Source organism: Pseudomonadota bacterium (assembly GCA_030775045.1).
Lineage (GTDB): Bacteria > Pseudomonadota > Alphaproteobacteria > JALYJY01 > JALYJY01 > JALYJY01.
In genome coordinates, this window is the sequence record JALYJY010000040.1 from 1 (window position 1) to 14,775 (window position 14,775).

24 protein-coding genes and 1 tRNA gene are annotated in these 14,775 nt (G+C 58.0%); 2 read left to right on the forward strand and 23 right to left on the reverse strand.

Features of this window, described 5'->3' with window-relative positions:
- The coding region (locus M3O22_04905) for a hypothetical protein (GenBank protein MDP9196095.1) at positions 1-512 on the forward strand (512 nt) is incomplete at its 5' end.
- Here M3O22_04905 and M3O22_04910 read toward each other — a convergent pair.
- From M3O22_04910 to M3O22_04945, 8 genes are all read right to left on the reverse strand, one after another.
- Positions 478-551: transfer RNA gene (locus M3O22_04910), tRNA-Gly, on the reverse strand. The two genes, M3O22_04905 and M3O22_04910, sit on opposite strands and share 35 nt — an antisense overlap.
- A 38-nt stretch (positions 552-589) precedes the next feature.
- Positions 590-1,360 carry a type III pantothenate kinase gene (locus M3O22_04915; protein MDP9196096.1) on the reverse strand — a complete coding sequence of 257 codons (771 nt, stop codon included), beginning with the start codon at positions 1,358-1,360 and terminating at the stop codon, positions 590-592.
- Entirely contained in the window at positions 1,344-1,700 is a 357-nt protein-coding gene (locus M3O22_04920; protein ID MDP9196097.1) for a hypothetical protein, read from the reverse strand. Before M3O22_04920 ends, M3O22_04915 begins: the two co-directional genes overlap by 17 nt.
- A gap of 83 nt (positions 1,701-1,783) precedes the next feature.
- Entirely contained in the window at positions 1,784-2,563 is a 780-nt protein-coding gene (locus M3O22_04925) for a biotin--[acetyl-CoA-carboxylase] ligase (GenBank protein MDP9196098.1), read from the reverse strand.
- A gap of 109 nt (positions 2,564-2,672) precedes the next feature.
- Positions 2,673-4,148: an NADH-quinone oxidoreductase subunit NuoN gene (gene nuoN / locus M3O22_04930; protein MDP9196099.1), complete on the reverse strand. Its 1,476-nt coding sequence runs from the start codon at positions 4,146-4,148 to the stop codon at positions 2,673-2,675.
- Complete coding sequence (locus tag M3O22_04935; GenBank protein MDP9196100.1) at positions 4,145-5,686, reverse strand: NADH-quinone oxidoreductase subunit M; 1,542 nt, start codon at positions 5,684-5,686, stop codon at positions 4,145-4,147. Before M3O22_04935 ends, nuoN begins: the two co-directional genes overlap by 4 nt.
- Before the next feature lie 83 nt (positions 5,687-5,769).
- Positions 5,770-6,171, reverse strand: coding sequence for a hypothetical protein (locus M3O22_04940; protein ID MDP9196101.1), 402 nt, complete (start codon positions 6,169-6,171; stop codon positions 5,770-5,772).
- A 66-nt stretch (positions 6,172-6,237) separates the two neighbouring features.
- Positions 6,238-6,483 carry a hypothetical protein gene (locus M3O22_04945; protein ID MDP9196102.1) on the reverse strand — a complete coding sequence of 82 codons (246 nt, stop codon included), beginning with the start codon at positions 6,481-6,483 and terminating at the stop codon, positions 6,238-6,240.
- A gap of 242 nt (positions 6,484-6,725) precedes the next feature.
- On the opposite strand from M3O22_04945, the gene M3O22_04950 reads away from it, so the two are divergent.
- Positions 6,726-7,445: an RNA pseudouridine synthase gene (locus M3O22_04950; GenBank protein ID MDP9196103.1), complete on the forward strand. Its 720-nt coding sequence runs from the start codon at positions 6,726-6,728 to the stop codon at positions 7,443-7,445.
- Between the two features lie 280 nt (positions 7,446-7,725).
- Here M3O22_04950 and M3O22_04955 read toward each other — a convergent pair whose 3' ends face one another.
- The 15 genes from M3O22_04955 to M3O22_05025 all read right to left on the reverse strand — a co-directional run.
- Complete coding sequence (locus tag M3O22_04955; protein MDP9196104.1) at positions 7,726-8,127, reverse strand: hypothetical protein; 402 nt, start codon at positions 8,125-8,127, stop codon at positions 7,726-7,728.
- 158 nt (positions 8,128-8,285) lie between these two features.
- Positions 8,286-8,816 (reverse strand): DUF551 domain-containing protein, encoded by a 531-nt coding sequence (locus tag M3O22_04960; protein ID MDP9196105.1) that lies wholly within the window; start codon positions 8,814-8,816, stop codon positions 8,286-8,288.
- The gene (locus tag M3O22_04965; protein ID MDP9196106.1) at positions 8,813-9,382 is read right to left on the reverse strand and encodes a DNA cytosine methyltransferase; all 570 of its coding nucleotides are present in this window, start codon (positions 9,380-9,382) and stop codon (positions 8,813-8,815) included. Before M3O22_04965 ends, M3O22_04960 begins: the two co-directional genes overlap by 4 nt.
- A 205-nt stretch (positions 9,383-9,587) precedes the next feature.
- The gene (locus M3O22_04970) at positions 9,588-9,770 is read right to left on the reverse strand and encodes a hypothetical protein (protein MDP9196107.1); all 183 of its coding nucleotides are present in this window, start codon (positions 9,768-9,770) and stop codon (positions 9,588-9,590) included.
- 49 nt (positions 9,771-9,819) lie between these two features.
- Positions 9,820-10,161, reverse strand: a complete 342-nt coding sequence (locus M3O22_04975; protein ID MDP9196108.1) for a hypothetical protein — start codon at positions 10,159-10,161, stop codon at positions 9,820-9,822.
- 179 nt (positions 10,162-10,340) lie between these two features.
- On the reverse strand, positions 10,341-10,712 hold the full coding sequence (locus tag M3O22_04980) for a helix-turn-helix domain-containing protein (protein MDP9196109.1): 372 nt from the start codon (positions 10,710-10,712) through the stop codon (positions 10,341-10,343).
- The gene (locus M3O22_04985) at positions 10,709-10,942 is read right to left on the reverse strand and encodes a hypothetical protein (protein ID MDP9196110.1); all 234 of its coding nucleotides are present in this window, start codon (positions 10,940-10,942) and stop codon (positions 10,709-10,711) included. Before M3O22_04985 ends, M3O22_04980 begins: the two co-directional genes overlap by 4 nt.
- The gene (locus M3O22_04990) at positions 10,935-11,264 is read right to left on the reverse strand and encodes an AlpA family phage regulatory protein (GenBank protein MDP9196111.1); all 330 of its coding nucleotides are present in this window, start codon (positions 11,262-11,264) and stop codon (positions 10,935-10,937) included. Before M3O22_04990 ends, M3O22_04985 begins: the two co-directional genes overlap by 8 nt.
- 154 nt (positions 11,265-11,418) lie before the next feature.
- Entirely contained in the window at positions 11,419-11,952 is a 534-nt protein-coding gene (locus M3O22_04995) for a hypothetical protein (GenBank protein ID MDP9196112.1), read from the reverse strand.
- 121 nt (positions 11,953-12,073) lie between these two features.
- Positions 12,074-12,298: a hypothetical protein gene (locus M3O22_05000; protein MDP9196113.1), complete on the reverse strand. Its 225-nt coding sequence runs from the start codon at positions 12,296-12,298 to the stop codon at positions 12,074-12,076.
- Positions 12,295-12,990 (reverse strand): Arm DNA-binding domain-containing protein, encoded by a 696-nt coding sequence (locus tag M3O22_05005; GenBank protein ID MDP9196114.1) that lies wholly within the window; start codon positions 12,988-12,990, stop codon positions 12,295-12,297. Before M3O22_05005 ends, M3O22_05000 begins: the two co-directional genes overlap by 4 nt.
- 13 nt (positions 12,991-13,003) lie before the next feature.
- Positions 13,004-13,453 carry a single-stranded DNA-binding protein gene (gene ssb, locus M3O22_05010; protein MDP9196115.1) on the reverse strand — a complete coding sequence of 150 codons (450 nt, stop codon included), beginning with the start codon at positions 13,451-13,453 and terminating at the stop codon, positions 13,004-13,006.
- Positions 13,453-14,067: an ERF family protein gene (locus tag M3O22_05015; protein ID MDP9196116.1), complete on the reverse strand. Its 615-nt coding sequence runs from the start codon at positions 14,065-14,067 to the stop codon at positions 13,453-13,455. Before M3O22_05015 ends, ssb begins: the two co-directional genes overlap by 1 nt.
- A gap of 3 nt (positions 14,068-14,070) precedes the next feature.
- Positions 14,071-14,577 (reverse strand): siphovirus Gp157 family protein, encoded by a 507-nt coding sequence (locus M3O22_05020; protein ID MDP9196117.1) that lies wholly within the window; start codon positions 14,575-14,577, stop codon positions 14,071-14,073.
- A partial coding sequence (locus M3O22_05025; GenBank protein MDP9196118.1) for a hypothetical protein occupies positions 14,574-14,775 on the reverse strand: 202 nt, incomplete at its 5' end. The genes M3O22_05025 and M3O22_05020, both read right to left, overlap by 4 nt.

Below are 14,775 nucleotides of genomic sequence, written 5' to 3' on the forward strand. Positions count from 1 at the left end.
GGATGTACGACATATTCACCCGCAGGGCCGGTCCGGCCGGGGATTTTTTCGAGATTCCGGTCCAGAAGAAATGGGCCGGCGGTGTAATGGTCACGGCCCATGCCATCCCCCTGCGCGAGGCTACGGCGCCGGCCAGCGGATCGGCCTGGCTGGCTATGGATCCAGCGCTGACCACGCTGTCTGTGACCCTGGAGACGCCGCAGATGGTGCCGGGACAGGGGCTTCAGGTTCCGGTGATTCTGGGCAACCTGTCGCCGGGCGAAAAGGCTGCCGTGCTGGTGGACGGCCTGTTCCGCGAGGAAGGGTCGCAGACGGCCGCCCTGTCCGTGGTGGCCGAGGCGGGAGCAGATGGAAGGGTGACAGTGACCCTGCCTGAAGGGGGTGTACAGGGCCGGATTGATCTGGCCGTGCTGGCCTGGTCTGTGAAGAAGACGGGACGGGCTTCGGCAGTGCTGTCGGTGGACAGGAAAGGAAAGCTGGAGCGGGTGAGGGGAATCGAACCCCCGTCTTAAGCTTGGGAAGCTTCTGCTCTGCCATTGAGCTACACCCGCGCCGGAGGTGGCCTTTATAGGCGAGGTAATATCACGGTTCAAGGGCGGTTCAGGGCATGGATCAGGCACAGGCCTTTCAGGGTCAGCTCCGGATCCACGTGGTCGAAAATGTCTGTGGCGCCGGAGAACAGGCCTGACAGGCCACCGGTGGCGATGACCTTCATGGGCTGGCCGTATTCAGCCTGCATGCGCCGGACCAGATTTTCCACAAGACCGATATAGCCCCAGAATACGCCGGACTGCATGCCCAGAACAGTGGTTTTTCCGATCACGCGCGGTGGGCGGGCGATTTCGACCCTGGGCAGGCGCGCGGTGATCTGGTGCAAGGCTTCCAGGGAACTGTTGGGTCCAGGAATAATGATAATACCCTCATAACTGCCGTCAGCGCTGACTGCGCTGAAAGTCGAGGCTGTTCCAAAGTCCACCACAATGCAGGGACCGCCATACAGCTTTCCGGCGGCCACAGCGTTGGCCAGACAGTCGGCGCCAATAATGCCCGGCGGATCCATCAGGATACGGATTCCGCCGTTTGCATCCCCGGTACCTGCCAGGACAGGATCCTGGTGAAACCATTTCTGGCACAGGGTTTTCAGATTGAATATAGCCCGGGGCACCACGCTGCCGATAATGGCGGCGTCTACATCTTTTGGGCCAAATCCCTGCAGCGTCATCAGCTGCAACAGCCAAGCAGCGTATTCGTCCGCCGTGCGCCGGGGATCGGTGGCGCAGCGCCAGACAGCTTTTATCGTGGTTCCCTCGCACAGGGCAAACACCACATTGGTATTGCCCGCATCAATGGCCAGAAGCATGACGTACCCCCGACTGCACTGACTGCACGGTAATTGCACGCAACTGCACCATAATCCCACCACCGGAATCCTGTGCCCGTCTGGTTTTTGGGGTTTTCCCGGCCTTTAACTGCACCCTTGCGGCGCGGGTGCAATGGTTAACGCCGCGAGTCCGTAAACATTCCTTGTCATTTGTTGTCATTTTGTGGTGGTCCGGATTGCCCGTTCCCTTTTTTGTCATCGTGAGCGAAGCGAAGGATCTTCCGGCCGCAGAAAGATCCTTCAGTCGCTGCCGTTCCTTCAGGATGACAGCGGGAATGATGGTGGAAAGAGGGAAAGAAAACCCCGGAACCGTACGCACGTTTACCTCCATAATAAAGATAAAATTCCCTGTACAGGAAAATGATCCTTATGTCAAGGATCCCCTTTCCTGCGGACGGCTGGTCATGGGGAAACGCTTTCTTTTTCAGGAAAAAACACATCCGCGGCGGTGATGGTCTGGCGGGTGCCGTCGGGCAGGCGCAGGACCAGCGCACCGGAGTCGTCCAGCGCCTCGAACACGCCGGCAATTTCCCGGTCGGGCAGGCGGGCTGTCACGGGCTGGCCTACGCCCCGGGCCTGTTTCAGCCAGGCATCCCGGATGGCGGAAAAGCCCTGCTTTTCCCAGATGTGGACCCAGCGATCCAGGACCTGGACCAGCACGGGCAGGGCCTGGTCGGGTGTGACGGGATCTGTCATGCCGGCGGTCCGGCGGTGTACGCCCAGGTCCGTGCAGGGATAGGGCATTTCCGGCGGGTGGAAAGCCAGGTTGATCCCGATGCCGATGACGATCCAGGGGGCTGTCAGGTCCGCCTCCAGCAGCAGGCCGGAGATCTTGGCGCCATGCACCAGCACATCATTGGGCCATTTCAGGTTGACGGGAGTATCGGGCGGAAGGAAAGTCCGCACAGTGTCCGCAATGGCCAGAGCCGCTGCGAACGACAGGCGTGCGGACTGATCCAGCAACGGGCGCAGCAGGGTGGAGCAGTACAGGTTACCGGGAGGTGAGACCCAGGCCCGGCCCCGCCGACCGCGCCCGGCTGTCTGTTCCCGGGTCCAGACAACGGTGCCGGAGGGGGCGCCGGCGGTGGCCCTCTCCTTCGCCTCGTCATTGGTGCTGCCGATGGTGTCGAAGGCCACTAACGTATAACCGACAGGAAGTGCTACGGGGTCTGTTTCTTTCATCAAGTCCAACCTTGGCCTCACCCTTCGACAGGCTCAGGGTGAGGATTTTCTTCTGAGCCTCATGGTGAGCCTGTCGAACCATGAGGCGAATGGGCAGGCAAAAGCCCCATCACCCCGTAATCGACCCCGCCGCCCAGGCGGCCAGGTCCATGACCGGATTGACCAGCGCCAGAAAGGCCGGGAAGGTCAGCAGGGCTGTGCCGGCAATGACCAGGCGCAGGCTGGCGCCTTCCACTTTATCCAGGGAGGCGACAGGTTCTTCCAGCCACATGATACGGACGATGTTCAGGTAATAGAACGCGGCCACCACGCTGGAGAGCACGCCCAGGATGGCCAGGCCCAGCAGCAGGGGCTGGCTGCCACCCGCTTCCACGGCGGCCTGGAAGATGAAGAATTTGGCGAAAAAGCCTGCGGCCGGCGGAATGCCCGCCATGGAAAACATGAACACCAGCATGGCCAGCGCGAGGGGCATGTGGGTGCGGGCCAGCCCGGCCAGGTCAGAGAGTTTTTCCACCGGCTCTCCGTGCCGGCGCATGGCCAGCACAACGCCAAAGGCTCCGGCGGAGGTGAGCATGTACACGACCATATAGAACAGCAGGCCGCGCACGCCTTCGCTGCTGCCGGCTGCAAGGCCGATGAGGGCATAGCCCGCATGGCCGATCGAGCTGTAGGCCAGCAGGCGCTTGATGTTGTCCTGCCGGATGGCGCCGAAGGCCCCCACGATCATGGAGGCGGCAGACAGGAACACCAGGACCTGCTGGGCCTGGCTGTCCATGCCGGCGAACGGGCCCCACAGGATGCGGGCCAGAAGGCCCAGTGCCGCCACCTTGGGCGCCAGGGCGAAAAAGGCGGTCACCGGGGTCGGGGCGCCCTGATAGACGTCCGGCGCCCACATATGGAAGGGTGCGGCCGAGACCTTGAACGCCATGCCCGCCAGGACCAGGACCATACCCACCACCACGCCAAAGGGCAGGTTGCCGTTATGGCTGACCAAGGTCTGGGCCAGCAGGTCGAACGAGGTGCTGCCTGCAAAGCCATAGAGCAGCGACATGCCGTACAGCATCAGGCCCGAGGACAGGGCGCCCAGAACGAAATATTTCAGCCCCGCCTCGCCCGAACGGGCACGGTCCCGCTGGAAGGCGGCCAGGATGTACAGGGACAGACCCTGAAGCTCCAGCCCCAGGTACATGGACATCAGGTCGTTGGCCGACACCATGACCATCATGCCGGTAACGGCCAGGATCACCAGAACGGGATATTCAGACTGGCCCATGTCGCTGTCCCGGGTGGAGCGCAGGCCCATGAGCAGGGCCAGTACCGCGCCCGTCAGGATCAGGCCTTTCAGGACCAGGGCGAAGGGGTCCAGGATGAACATGCCGTACATCCCCACCTGCTGTGCCCCGCCGGTCTGGACGGCTACGGCCATCAGGATTGCAGCGCCCGGAAAGCCGGCCAGGGCGGCCACGTGCAGACTGTCCGCCACACGGCTGCCACGCAGGGCGCCCAGCATCAGCAGGGCCATGGCCACCAGGGCCAGATACACTTCCGGCAGGGCCGGGATGAAGAGGGGGAGAGATACAGTCATGGGCCTGATACCTCGAGCCTGAAGGGGGCAAGGTCTGCCGCTTTCCGCGCTGCGGCAAGGCGGGCCTGGTAGTCGGTGATCAGGGACCGGACAGAGGCGGCAGATATATCCAGGACCGGGCCCGGGTAAATGCCCATCCACAGCACCAGGGCAACGACGGGGACGAAAGTGACAGTCTCGCGCCAGGTCAGGTCGCGCAGGGTGCGCACATCCTCATGCACCACGGGGCCGAACACCACCCTGCGGTACAGCAGCAGCATGTACGCTGCGCCCAGGATAACACCCAGCGCGGCCAGGGCGGCGACCCAGGTTCTGACCATAAAGGCGCCCTGGAGGCTGAGGAACTCGCCCACGAAACCGCTGGTTCCCGGCAAGCCGACCGAGGCCAGCATGAACACCATGAACACAACGGCGTACCTGGGCATGATGTTCACCAGGCCGCCATAGCGGGCAATCTCCCGCGTGTGAAGACGGTCATAGACCACGCCCACGCACAGGAACAGCGCGCCGGACACCAGGCCATGGGACAGCATCTGGAACATGCTGCCCTGGATTCCCTGCTCATTGAGGGAGAACATACCCAGGGTCACAAATCCCATGTGCGCCACGGACGAATAGGCGATCAGCTTTTTCATGTCCTTCTGGACCAGGGCCACCAGCGACGTATAGATGATGGCGACGACGCTCAGGCCAAAGACCAGCGGCGTGAAGAACTCCGTGGCCTGCGGGAATATGGGAATGGAAAACCGCAGGAAGCCGTATCCGCCCATCTTCAGCAGCACACCCGCCAGGATGACCGAGCCCGCTGTGGGCGCTTCCACGTGCGCATCGGGCAGCCAGGTGTGCACGGGCCACATGGGTACCTTGACCGCGAATGAGGCGAAAAAGGCCAGCCACAGCCAGGTCTGCAGGGTGGCGGGCAGATCCGTGGTCATCAGCGTGGGAATGTCGGTGGTGCCGGCCTTCAGGTACAGGGCCAGGACAGCCAGCAGCATGAGGACCGAGCCCAGCAGGGTGTACAGGAAAAACTTGAACGAGGCATAGATGCGCCGCGCGCCGCCCCAGATCCCGATGATCAGGAACATGGGGATCAGCACGCCCTCAAAGAAAACGTAGAACAGCACGATGTCCAGTGACGCGAAGACCCCCACCATCAGGGTTTCCAGCACCAGGAAGGCCACCATGAACTCCCGCACGCGCTTTTTGATGGCGCTCCAGGCGGACAGGATACATACGGGCGTCAGGAAGGTGGACAGCAGGACAAAGGGCATGGAAATGCCGTCCACGCCAAGGCGCCAGGAAATGCCCCACGTGGGCATCCAGGGGATGCTCTCCTCGAACTGGAAGCTGGAGTTGGCGGGGTCGAACCACACCCACAGGCCCAGCGACAGGACGAAAGTGGCCAGGGAGGTGCCCAAGGCTGTGACTTTGGCTCTCTGCTGCGCCGCGGTGGAATCGTCCCGGGCCAGAAGCAGGATCAGCAGGCTTCCCGCCAGGGGCAGGCACAGCAGAATGGACAGCAGCGGAAAGTCAGGCATGGGTCACGGCATGAACGGGGTACGCAGAGGATATGGTGGCCCCACTCATACTCCTTCCCGCGCCGTCTGTGAAGGCCCGGAGGTCAGGGCATGGTGTGGCTGAGCAGTCCCCTTCCCACGACAACGGGCCAGACCACGGCAATTTCATCCCGGAAAACCTGCCGGATTTCATCCAGGACATCTTTGGTGCAGCAGACAACAACCCGGGGCCGGGAGTCTCCCCGGCCTTTCATTTGCGGGGATTCAGATTCGGGCCTCGCCCTCTGGATAACTGTCAGGTTCCTGTGATCCAGCCGGCTCCTGTTTTTTGTCCACCACAGGCTCAGCCGCTGCACAAAATCGCTGCTCTGGTCCAGGAGCTCGCCAGGATGCTCCTGAAGCGGAACACATCCGGGGGCGCTGTGCAGGACCAGATAATGGCCGGTGACAACTGTTTTCGGAGAGCGGTCGGGCAGGGCCTGAAGACCTGCATGATGCCAGGACATGGTTCATCCTTCGAATAATTCCGTGTCAGGGTATATGCAAGTAAAGGGCGCTTCAACAGGTCCCTGTTATCGGGCGCCAGGTTCCGGGGCGCCGTCCACGGCTGCGGTCTGCAGCCTGTTGTCCGGAACGCGCAGGCAATATGCATCGCTCAGGCGCCAGTCCTCATGGGCCCGCAGCCACGAGCGCAGTTCCGCCTGGCCCACCAGGTGGCAGGCTGTGGCGTTGGTGACTTCCGGGATCACGCTCATGTATTCCCGGCAGTCCGTGGGTTCATTGGCCAGACAGGCCACGACCAGAAGAGCGTATTTCATGGGACCCTCCTTCCACGGACAGACCCCCCATGGCCCTGTTCCTTTTTGCAGCGGACCATGCGGGGATCTGTCAGTCTTATCCTGCGCCCGGAACGCTTAATGGCAGGTTAAGTCCGGGCTGATACAGGTAATGATACGGCTCCGGCGGGGCGGAATTCAAAGGGGCGCAGGGGGGACTACGGAATCGCCGCAGGCGGGTTTTCTTGCGCAGGCCCATACAAATCGCCTAAAATTTCCGGATGATGACCGAACAGGACGTGATATCCCGGGTGCTGTACCGCGACGGGCTGATGATTGTGCTGGACAAGCCGGCGGGGATCCCCGTGCACGCCGGTCCCGGCAAGGGCCCCAATCTCGAGCAGTATTTTGATGCCCTGCGTTTTGGCTTTCCGCGCCCGCCCGGCCTGGCCCATCGCCTGGACCGGGATACCACGGGCTGTCTGGTCCTGGGCAGGCATCCGAAGGCCCTGCGCCGTCTGGGAAAACTGTTCATGGACGGGAAGGTGGAGAAGACCTACTGGGCCGTGGTCCGCGGCCGGCCGTCGCAGGATGAGGGCCGGATGGACTTTCCCCTGCTGCGGGTGCGGCAGAAAGACGGCTGGCGTATCCTGGTGGACGGGAAGGGCCAGGAATCCGTGACGGATTACCGCGTCTTTGGGTGCTCACCGGACGGCGCCCTGACGTGGCTGGAGTTGTACCCCCGCACCGGACGGACCCACCAGATCCGGGTGCACTGTACCCACGTGGGCCTTCCCATTGTGGGAGAACCGTTCTACTGCTCCCCGGAAATCCGCGGCAGCAGACCCGGCCGGGAGGGAATCCCCCTGCATCTGCATTCCCGGGCCATAACCCTGCCGCTGTATCCGAACCGGGATGCGGTTACGGTTTCTGCCGATCCGCCGGCGCATATGCTGGCGGCGCTGAAAGCCTGCGGGTACCGGATTCCGGAACAGGCCGCCTGACTGCTGCGGGAAATGGGACATGGCCAACACAGCCGTTGACGCTGGCCCAGGATGGGGGGAGGGGTTTTGTCACTGCACTGACAGACAGTTTTGACATGGTACTCCTCTCCGGATTCCATGGTTTCGGAAGAGGAAGAAACACACCAGGGTTGCGGATGTTCCCGAAGAAAAGGGGAACTGGTGGGCCCGGCAGGATTCACATAACGGCCAAAAGATATTGTAAATCTGCCATAACATGATGCCGTCTTTATTCAGGGTGCCCCCAAACATGCCCCCAGATTTATTCCCTTACATCTCCGGGCGCGTTCGGCGGTTGAACGCCTTTAGTTGCGTTCGGAGCCATACCGTACAAATCTTTAAAAGCAGGCAAGTCGTCTTCGTTTATAGGCTCAATTTTAGAGATAGTGCCACTATAAGGGTATTTATCATGCGTTTCTTTTTCCCCCTTTGCTTTTTCGTATGCGGCTATGGCGGCTCGAATTACTCTAACTACCTTTGCGACTGCGCCTTTTTTGTAAACTGGATCTTCTTCTGCACATTCCACATATGGAAGAGCCTCGATAAGGGCATAAAAAACACAATCCGCAGCACGAAGAAATTGCACAGAAAAATTAGTATTTTGCAAAGAAAGTGCAGAGAAGTCCCTCGCCACGGCCTCTTCCAGCTTATTGGTCACGGCCATAGCCCCATCTTTTCCATCTTGTCCCGCAGCTTGTTGTATTGATCCTCCTTCATGGAGGCATGCTTAATCGCCCTATTTGCTGTCATGTGCATCTTCAGGCAGTAGCGGATCATAAACCATAGTCCCTTTCCGCATTCGGGGCACTTCCTTGCCATCACTCACTCTCCCTCTGGCGGCGGGGGAAGGGGCATCCAGTGGGTGGGTTCGTTGTGCGCCCAAAAGGGGCCAGAAGACAATCGCCAGGTACTTCCACCACTTTTTGTGACACACCATTTTGCCTCTCGAACCCGAAATGGTGTTGTCCCCTTAGCTGGGTTAAAAAGAAGCACATTTGTCCCATCTTTCGGCGCTTCCTCTATCGGCCTCCACTCTTGTGATGGAATATTCGCTCGTGTGTTCAGAGCTTTTCTTAGATGTTTTCTCCACCAAAAATTCCCTGTCTCACCTTCCGGCTTTTCTCCAAACCAAACCCCATTAAGAGGACCTTGACCGCATAGAAACTTTACTACCTCATCTAAGTAACCCCCCTCTCTCACCGCGGGCGGTGCTGTCTGGTCCAGAAGCTGGCGGATGGTTTCAACTGCCCAGCCGCAGAAGAAAGCCCCGTTGGCTTTGTCTTCCATGTCTGACCGTGACCAGTCGTCAAAACTTTCAAGCCGGCGTTCAATCTCTTCCCGTGTCTGTGTCATGCCTTGCCCCATTGTTCTGCCATGGCTTCTGCAATCCCCTTGAAGAAACGGGATCTTTCCTTCTGCCGCTCCGGTCCCGGTGCCATTCTCCAGACGCGCTGCACAACACCCGGCGGTTTTTCCGAAATAGCAGGGACCAGCTTCGGAAGCCCCTTCAACCAGAGGCAGACGGCCTTGGTCTCGTTTTCGCCAAACATCCATGGCTGGACAACCTGATCCTGTTTGCGGATCTGACAGTGTCCGTGCTGTATGGGATTTTCAATACAAACCTTCGGTGCCCGACAATTCAGGAATTCGTAAAAGAACGCGACAGCCTCTTTCATTTTTTCCCTGCGCCCTGGCTGTGTGTCCAGCCACCGAACCCCCGAATTCGCCAGATATGTACAGGGCGGATGAGCTATGACCATGTCCCAGTCCCTGTCCAGTACTTCCAGCACGTCCCTCTGTATGTGTTTTGCAGGATCACCCTCTGAGGGCAGCAGGTCGCAGCTCCAGGCGTCGTGCCCACGGGCGGCAAATGCATCCCTCACAGTGGCTGAATATTCGCAGGCAACCAGGACCCTCACATCTCACCTCTTGCTTTCTGTATGGCCCGGTGCAGGGCGAGCTGGGGGGTTTTCCATCCGGATACTTTGACCTGCGGAGGCATAAGCATGTTCCAATCCTGAAGGATGCAGCCATATGAAAACTTGCCTCTAATACTGAGGTGTCCCGTCATCCGAGCCAATCTCCACCCCTCCGGAATGTCGTCCAGTCCGTAGAGTTTCTCGGTCATTTTGAAACCTTTCCATCAAGATCAATGGCCAGCTGCTCAAATGCCAATCTCGCCTTTCCTACGCACATGACATAATCATTACTGAATAAGCCTTTTGCTTCTTTTGTCTTCAGAAGTGTCTGTGTCCTCACAATGGCCTCTCCAATTATTTCAAGAAGTGCGAATTGCTCCTTGGTCACTTCTTCCTCGCTTCCAGCATGGCCTTCTCAAGGTCAAAGGGTTTGTGGGTCATTTCTGCCCCATTTCATGAGCTATGGCCTGGATGATGGCGTGTAGCTCTGCCAGCTCTTCCGTAGGAAGCCACGCCGAGGAAGGGATTTTTCTGCCGTTTGTAAGTTCAAAGCGAAAAACGTGCCCATCCTTAAATAGTTTTATCGGCCAGTACCCCTCAGGCCGGATCGCCTTCAAGGCGTTACGGGACCGAGTGTATTCTGGAAACTCCGGCGGCCATTCATCAAGAAGATTGACATACTCCCTTACCAGCCGATCAATCTCATCCAGCTTTTCCGTATCCTCCGGATCCACTGCCTCTATAAGGTCGAGGATCTTCTGTGCCTGGGGGTCGGTCATTTCACTCTCCGCAAAAAAGACGGGATATCCCGGCGGGGTCTCTTCGGCGCATGAACTGGCCGTGGGGTGAAATAGGGATCGTGCTCACCTCGCGCCCACCAGCCAAGGGCGATGCCACCAAGTCCCATTGCCAAGCAAATCATCGCTTCCATCCGATCCTCCCTGCTTCGATCATGGCCTCACCCCATGACATCAATGATTTTCACGGTCTTTTCCCGCAGATCCTCTGGAACCTTCCGGCATGCGGCCAGAACGCCGGCTTCATAGGCATTGTCCGGAAGATAATCTGAAGACTGGCCATCCATTCCCTTGTAGAAATCGGAAACGGAGGACAGTTCCAGGGCAGCAGCGAGCTGGTACAGCTTGCTGGCGCTGATCCTGTTGGCTCCCCGCTCATATTTCTGCATCTGCTGGAAGGTGACGCCGACGGCTTCAGCCAGCTTGTCCTGTGTAATATTCATGCGCGTCCGATAAAGGCGCAGGCGCTTGCCCACGTGGACGTCGATGGGATTGGGGCCTTCCCCGCGCCGGGTGATAAGGAAGGGGGTCATGCAACCCTCCAGGTGCGCTGGCCGCCTTCAACTTTGCGGACAGAAAATTTTCGCCCAAGCCTTTTTCCTGCGACCTGAGCTGCACGGTTAAGATATTTTGCTGCGCCCGCCGGAGTGAAAAAGCTGTCACCAACTTCCATCTGACTCCATGGGTACTTTTCTGGACTTCTAGCCCTACCTCTGACAATAGTCGGAATAGCAATACCCTTTTCAATCATAAACTCAGACATTGTTTTCTCCTTTTGTTGCATGGTTTCTCCACTCTACTTCAGGAAGATTTTCTTCCCATTTTGTGATGTCCAGCTTTCTCCAGGCTGTTGTGTTTTTTCCCAGCTGAACCGGTTTTGGAAACTCCCCGGCCTTAACCTTCCGCTCAATAGTTGACCGACTAAATTTTGTTAGCTTGAGAACGTCAGGCCATCTGAAAAAGAGTGACTCATTGTTTGTTTCCGACATCATTTCAGCTCCGTCATAGTAAGATTTGGCACCATGAAGATCGCCGACCCGCCCAGCATGGCGCGGCATTCCCATTCCTTCCGTTCCTTCGCGCATTCACTGACACTGGTCTGATAGACCCTGCGGACTGCGGTAATCTCTGACAGCCTGTTTTCAAGCGCGGAGACTTTTCCCGTCTGCCATGCAGTTGATACGGACCACAAAACGGCCGAGGGGACGAAACACATCAGGGCAAGCTTATTGTGATATCTCATGACTGGCCTCCGTGTGATTGATGCCACCTGAAATCACCGACAATCTGTTCCCATGTGCCGGAAGCTTTCACGTTTAAGTCGAGTTCTGATCTTGAGCGTACCCCGCATTTTCTGCGCACGAGATCCGTGACATGATCTTCCCCATATGAATTATCTGGCCTTGTAATGACGGGCCCCCATTTGGCATGTCCAGCAATCCATTTCTGGAACTCCAAATCAGAACACAGGATGCCTGCCTGCTGCGACGGGCGCAGGTCTTTCCACTGCTTCGGTTCATCCTTCTGGGGCAGTTGTTCGGAGTTTCCTAATAACTGCACCGGTGCCAGATCATTTTCGTGATCCTGCGAAAATGATCGATTCTGGTCCTCCGGATCCATCAGGCGCGCTACGGCGACAGGTCTTTCCTGCCCCGGCAGGGGAACTCCCCCCATGGCGGCAAGACACTTGTCTGCCTGCTCCAGTGGCACCTCTATGATGAGCTGGCATACGCTCCGGGTTTTGATCAGCTTGAAGTCAGAGAACACGCCCATGAATGCTGCTTCTGTCATAGGACCACCATCTCTTTAGAGAATTCCTGAACCTCAGGAACGGGAGTGCCCTTCGGTGCGCACATGATCTTGTTAAAGATCGTTTCCTTAACGCATGCGATTTTCATGCTTCCCCCCGTGCTTTCTGTATGGCCCGGTGAAGGGCGAGCTGGGGAGTCAGGGCCATGGAAAGAAAATCGCGTGCACGCCCGTCAAGGCAATCCATATGGCATTCATAAACGTATCTCTTTGGCTCCCCCTCAAGCGCGTCAATATCTTCCTCGTAACAAAGCTTGGCGATCCTCCACCCCTCCGGTATATCGTCCAGTCCGTATAACTTTTCTGTCATGCTATCCTCCAGAGACGGCACCCGCCCCGGACCTTCCGGGCCGTGAACTTCATTTGATATTTTTTCCCAGCTGTCGCGGCCATCCAGCAAACATTTCCTGTTTTTTTCTCCCCCGGTATCAGGAAGCTTTGCCCTATTTTCATCTCAGACCACGGGTAGCTGTTCCACTTTGAATCCCCCGACCCCGACAGCCTTTTCCTTCGAATTGATCGCAGTGGAATTCCGTCGTCTATTTTATATTTGGGCTGTAATTTCGGTGATTTTTGCGCTCCAATCCTCAATCTGGATTTTGCCTCTTCTGCAAGAAGCTTCAGATTTACCCTCTCAACGGATGGATCAAGGCCGGAATTCAGACAATTTCTCTCAATGTCCCTGCGCGCACGGGCCTCCTTCAGGCTGATCTGGGGATATACCCCTAGAGACAGGCTTTGCTCTTTTCCGCCCAACCAGTAACGGAAGCGCCAGTATTTCTTCCCGTCTGCATAGACCCACAGGTAAAGACCATCACCATCAGGAAGCTTCTTGATTTCCTGATCACCGCAGGAGGCATGCCGGCACTGATAATCAGTCAATGCCGCATGTTGGTTATGGTGAGAAGGTATTTCATCTTCTCCCTGAGCCCACCCATCCAGAAGTTCTCGCAACCACGCCCGAAATTCACGAGGAAGCAACGGCTTATTTGCACTGCCCATGATAATACTCCTATTAAAAGGGAATTTCGTCGTTAAGTTCTTCCGCCACGCTTCCGGCCTTAGCCTTTGCGTACCCGTTTGATCCGGCAGGCTTTTCGTCTTCAGCCTCGGCATTGCGGCTATCCAGCAGGAGGATCTGGCCCTTAAAGGCTTTCAGAACGACTTCTGTCGTGTACCGGTCGTTACCGGATTGATCGGCCCATTTCCGGGTTTCCAGAGCGCCTTCGGCATAAAGTTTTGAACCCTTGCGGACATACCTTTCGACGATCGGGATCAGGTGTTCGTTAAACACGACCACGTTGTGCCACTGCGTACTGTCCTTGACCTCGCCGGTGGCTTTGCTGGTGTACCGCTCTGATGTGGCCAGAGAGAATGAGGCGACCTTGCCCCCGTTCTGCATGGTCCGGATTTCCGGATCCTTGCCCACGTTTCCAACCAAAATCACCTTGTTGACGCTTGCCATTATGCTGCTCCCAGTGTTGAAAATTGATCCCGTTTCTCGTTCGCCCGCAGAATGACCCTGTCGTACAGCTCGGGCCGCTTTTCCTTCAGCTGTGCGAGCTTTCCGCCCTCGCCCGCCAGAAGGGCGTCGATCTGCTTTTCCGACGCGCAGGTCTTGAGCAGCCCCGCGATGCGGGCGGCCTCGGCAGTCAGGTGGCCCTGAGGCTCCGCCTTCTGGTGCGTCGCATTCTGGTCCTGGTCGGGATCATCCCCGGTCTCCAGCCCGAGGGCCTTCAGAAGGGCATACTTGACCGCGTAGCTGATCGCTTTGCCCGGTCCCTTGTCCTGACTGTCAATCCCGTATCCGCAGGCCGGAACGTCGATATGATCTGACGGATTGTCTATATTGGAGAACCGGACGACCAGATCCACCTCTGTCCTGTTCCCATCCTGGGATCTTTTCATTTCGACAGGGTGATAGACGATCCCGCACTCAAGCAGCACCGGGCGCACCTTGGCGGTCACAGCATCATGGGTGACAATGCTGTACTGCATCCCGCTGCGCTTTTCCTTCTGGATGTAGTCCACTTTTTGCATGGCAGCGTGCAGGCGCTGATGGATATTGAGCTGGGTCATGATCTACCTCGTCCTGATCTGAAGTGTTGTCCCGCCGTTCCCCAGGAGGGCCCCCGGTACTTCCTCGCCGTTCTTCAGGGCCTTGCCGATGGCCGCAAGATCGGGCTCCGGGGGCTTTACCCGCAGGAACTCCTCCGGCAGAAGCCTCTGGGAGATGATCTGAACCTTGGGAGGTGTTGGCCGGGTTCCGAATGTGAACTCCGGCGCTTCAATGCTTTTGAGACCCGCCGCTTCCATGACCTTCAGGGCGAATTCCTTCAGGCGGTCATGGCGGCGTTCGTACCGGGCCTTGCGTTCCGTCAAATCCGCCATGCGTCTCTTCTGCTTTTCCACCATGAGGGTTGCCTCAACGGCTTTTTCGATCAGCGCAACAAGCCGCTCCCGAAGGTCGGTTTCCCCCTCCAGGGTATCCAGCAGGCATTGCTCGTCTTCATCCAGGCCCTGGGCCAGAAGCTGGGCCTTGATGGCGTTCCAGTGCCGGAGTTCGCTTTCAATTTCGGCCGGGTTCATGTGGTCACCAGTATGACAAAAGCCAAAAGGAAGAAGGGCAACAGCACAGCCCACATGGGCGGCTCCATGTACCGACGCCTGCGCCGTTCATTGATCATCTGCTGCATTCTGTATTCGTCCCGTTCCAGACTTGTCACAGCGCACCTGCCTTCATCATGGCCCTGCCCATGTTCCACAGGTGAACGACCAGATCTGTCT

What these genes read in the sequence shown, in the direction of transcription:
- M3O22_04915 (MDP9196096.1), bottom strand. Translation starts at nt 1,360, where the DNA reads ATGCTTCTGGCCATTGATGCGGGCAATACCAATGTGGTGTTTGCCCTG.
- M3O22_04925 (MDP9196098.1), bottom strand. Translation starts at nt 2,563, where the DNA reads ATGAAAGAAACAGACCCCGTAGCACTTCCTGTCGGTTATACGTTAGTG.
- nuoN (MDP9196099.1), bottom strand. Translation starts at nt 4,148, where the DNA reads ATGACTGTATCTCTCCCCCTCTTCATCCCGGCCCTGCCGGAAGTGTAT.
- M3O22_04935 (MDP9196100.1), bottom strand. Translation starts at nt 5,686, where the DNA reads ATGCCTGACTTTCCGCTGCTGTCCATTCTGCTGTGCCTGCCCCTGGCG.
- M3O22_04940 (MDP9196101.1), bottom strand. Translation starts at nt 6,171, where the DNA reads ATGTCCTGGCATCATGCAGGTCTTCAGGCCCTGCCCGACCGCTCTCCG.
- M3O22_04945 (MDP9196102.1), bottom strand. Translation starts at nt 6,483, where the DNA reads ATGAAATACGCTCTTCTGGTCGTGGCCTGTCTGGCCAATGAACCCACG.
- M3O22_04950 (MDP9196103.1), top strand. Translation starts at nt 6,726, where the DNA reads ATGACCGAACAGGACGTGATATCCCGGGTGCTGTACCGCGACGGGCTG.
- M3O22_04955 (MDP9196104.1), bottom strand. Translation starts at nt 8,127, where the DNA reads ATGGCCGTGACCAATAAGCTGGAAGAGGCCGTGGCGAGGGACTTCTCT.
- M3O22_04960 (MDP9196105.1), bottom strand. Translation starts at nt 8,816, where the DNA reads ATGACACAGACACGGGAAGAGATTGAACGCCGGCTTGAAAGTTTTGAC.
- M3O22_04975 (MDP9196108.1), bottom strand. Translation starts at nt 10,161, where the DNA reads ATGACCGACCCCCAGGCACAGAAGATCCTCGACCTTATAGAGGCAGTG.
- M3O22_04980 (MDP9196109.1), bottom strand. Translation starts at nt 10,712, where the DNA reads ATGACCCCCTTCCTTATCACCCGGCGCGGGGAAGGCCCCAATCCCATC.
- M3O22_04985 (MDP9196110.1), bottom strand. Translation starts at nt 10,942, where the DNA reads ATGTCTGAGTTTATGATTGAAAAGGGTATTGCTATTCCGACTATTGTC.
- M3O22_04990 (MDP9196111.1), bottom strand. Translation starts at nt 11,264, where the DNA reads ATGCGCGAAGGAACGGAAGGAATGGGAATGCCGCGCCATGCTGGGCGG.
- M3O22_04995 (MDP9196112.1), bottom strand. Translation starts at nt 11,952, where the DNA reads ATGGGCGTGTTCTCTGACTTCAAGCTGATCAAAACCCGGAGCGTATGC.
- M3O22_05000 (MDP9196113.1), bottom strand. Translation starts at nt 12,298, where the DNA reads ATGACAGAAAAGTTATACGGACTGGACGATATACCGGAGGGGTGGAGG.
- M3O22_05005 (MDP9196114.1), bottom strand. Translation starts at nt 12,990, where the DNA reads ATGGGCAGTGCAAATAAGCCGTTGCTTCCTCGTGAATTTCGGGCGTGG.
- ssb (MDP9196115.1), bottom strand. Translation starts at nt 13,453, where the DNA reads ATGGCAAGCGTCAACAAGGTGATTTTGGTTGGAAACGTGGGCAAGGAT.
- M3O22_05015 (MDP9196116.1), bottom strand. Translation starts at nt 14,067, where the DNA reads ATGACCCAGCTCAATATCCATCAGCGCCTGCACGCTGCCATGCAAAAA.
- M3O22_05020 (MDP9196117.1), bottom strand. Translation starts at nt 14,577, where the DNA reads ATGAACCCGGCCGAAATTGAAAGCGAACTCCGGCACTGGAACGCCATC.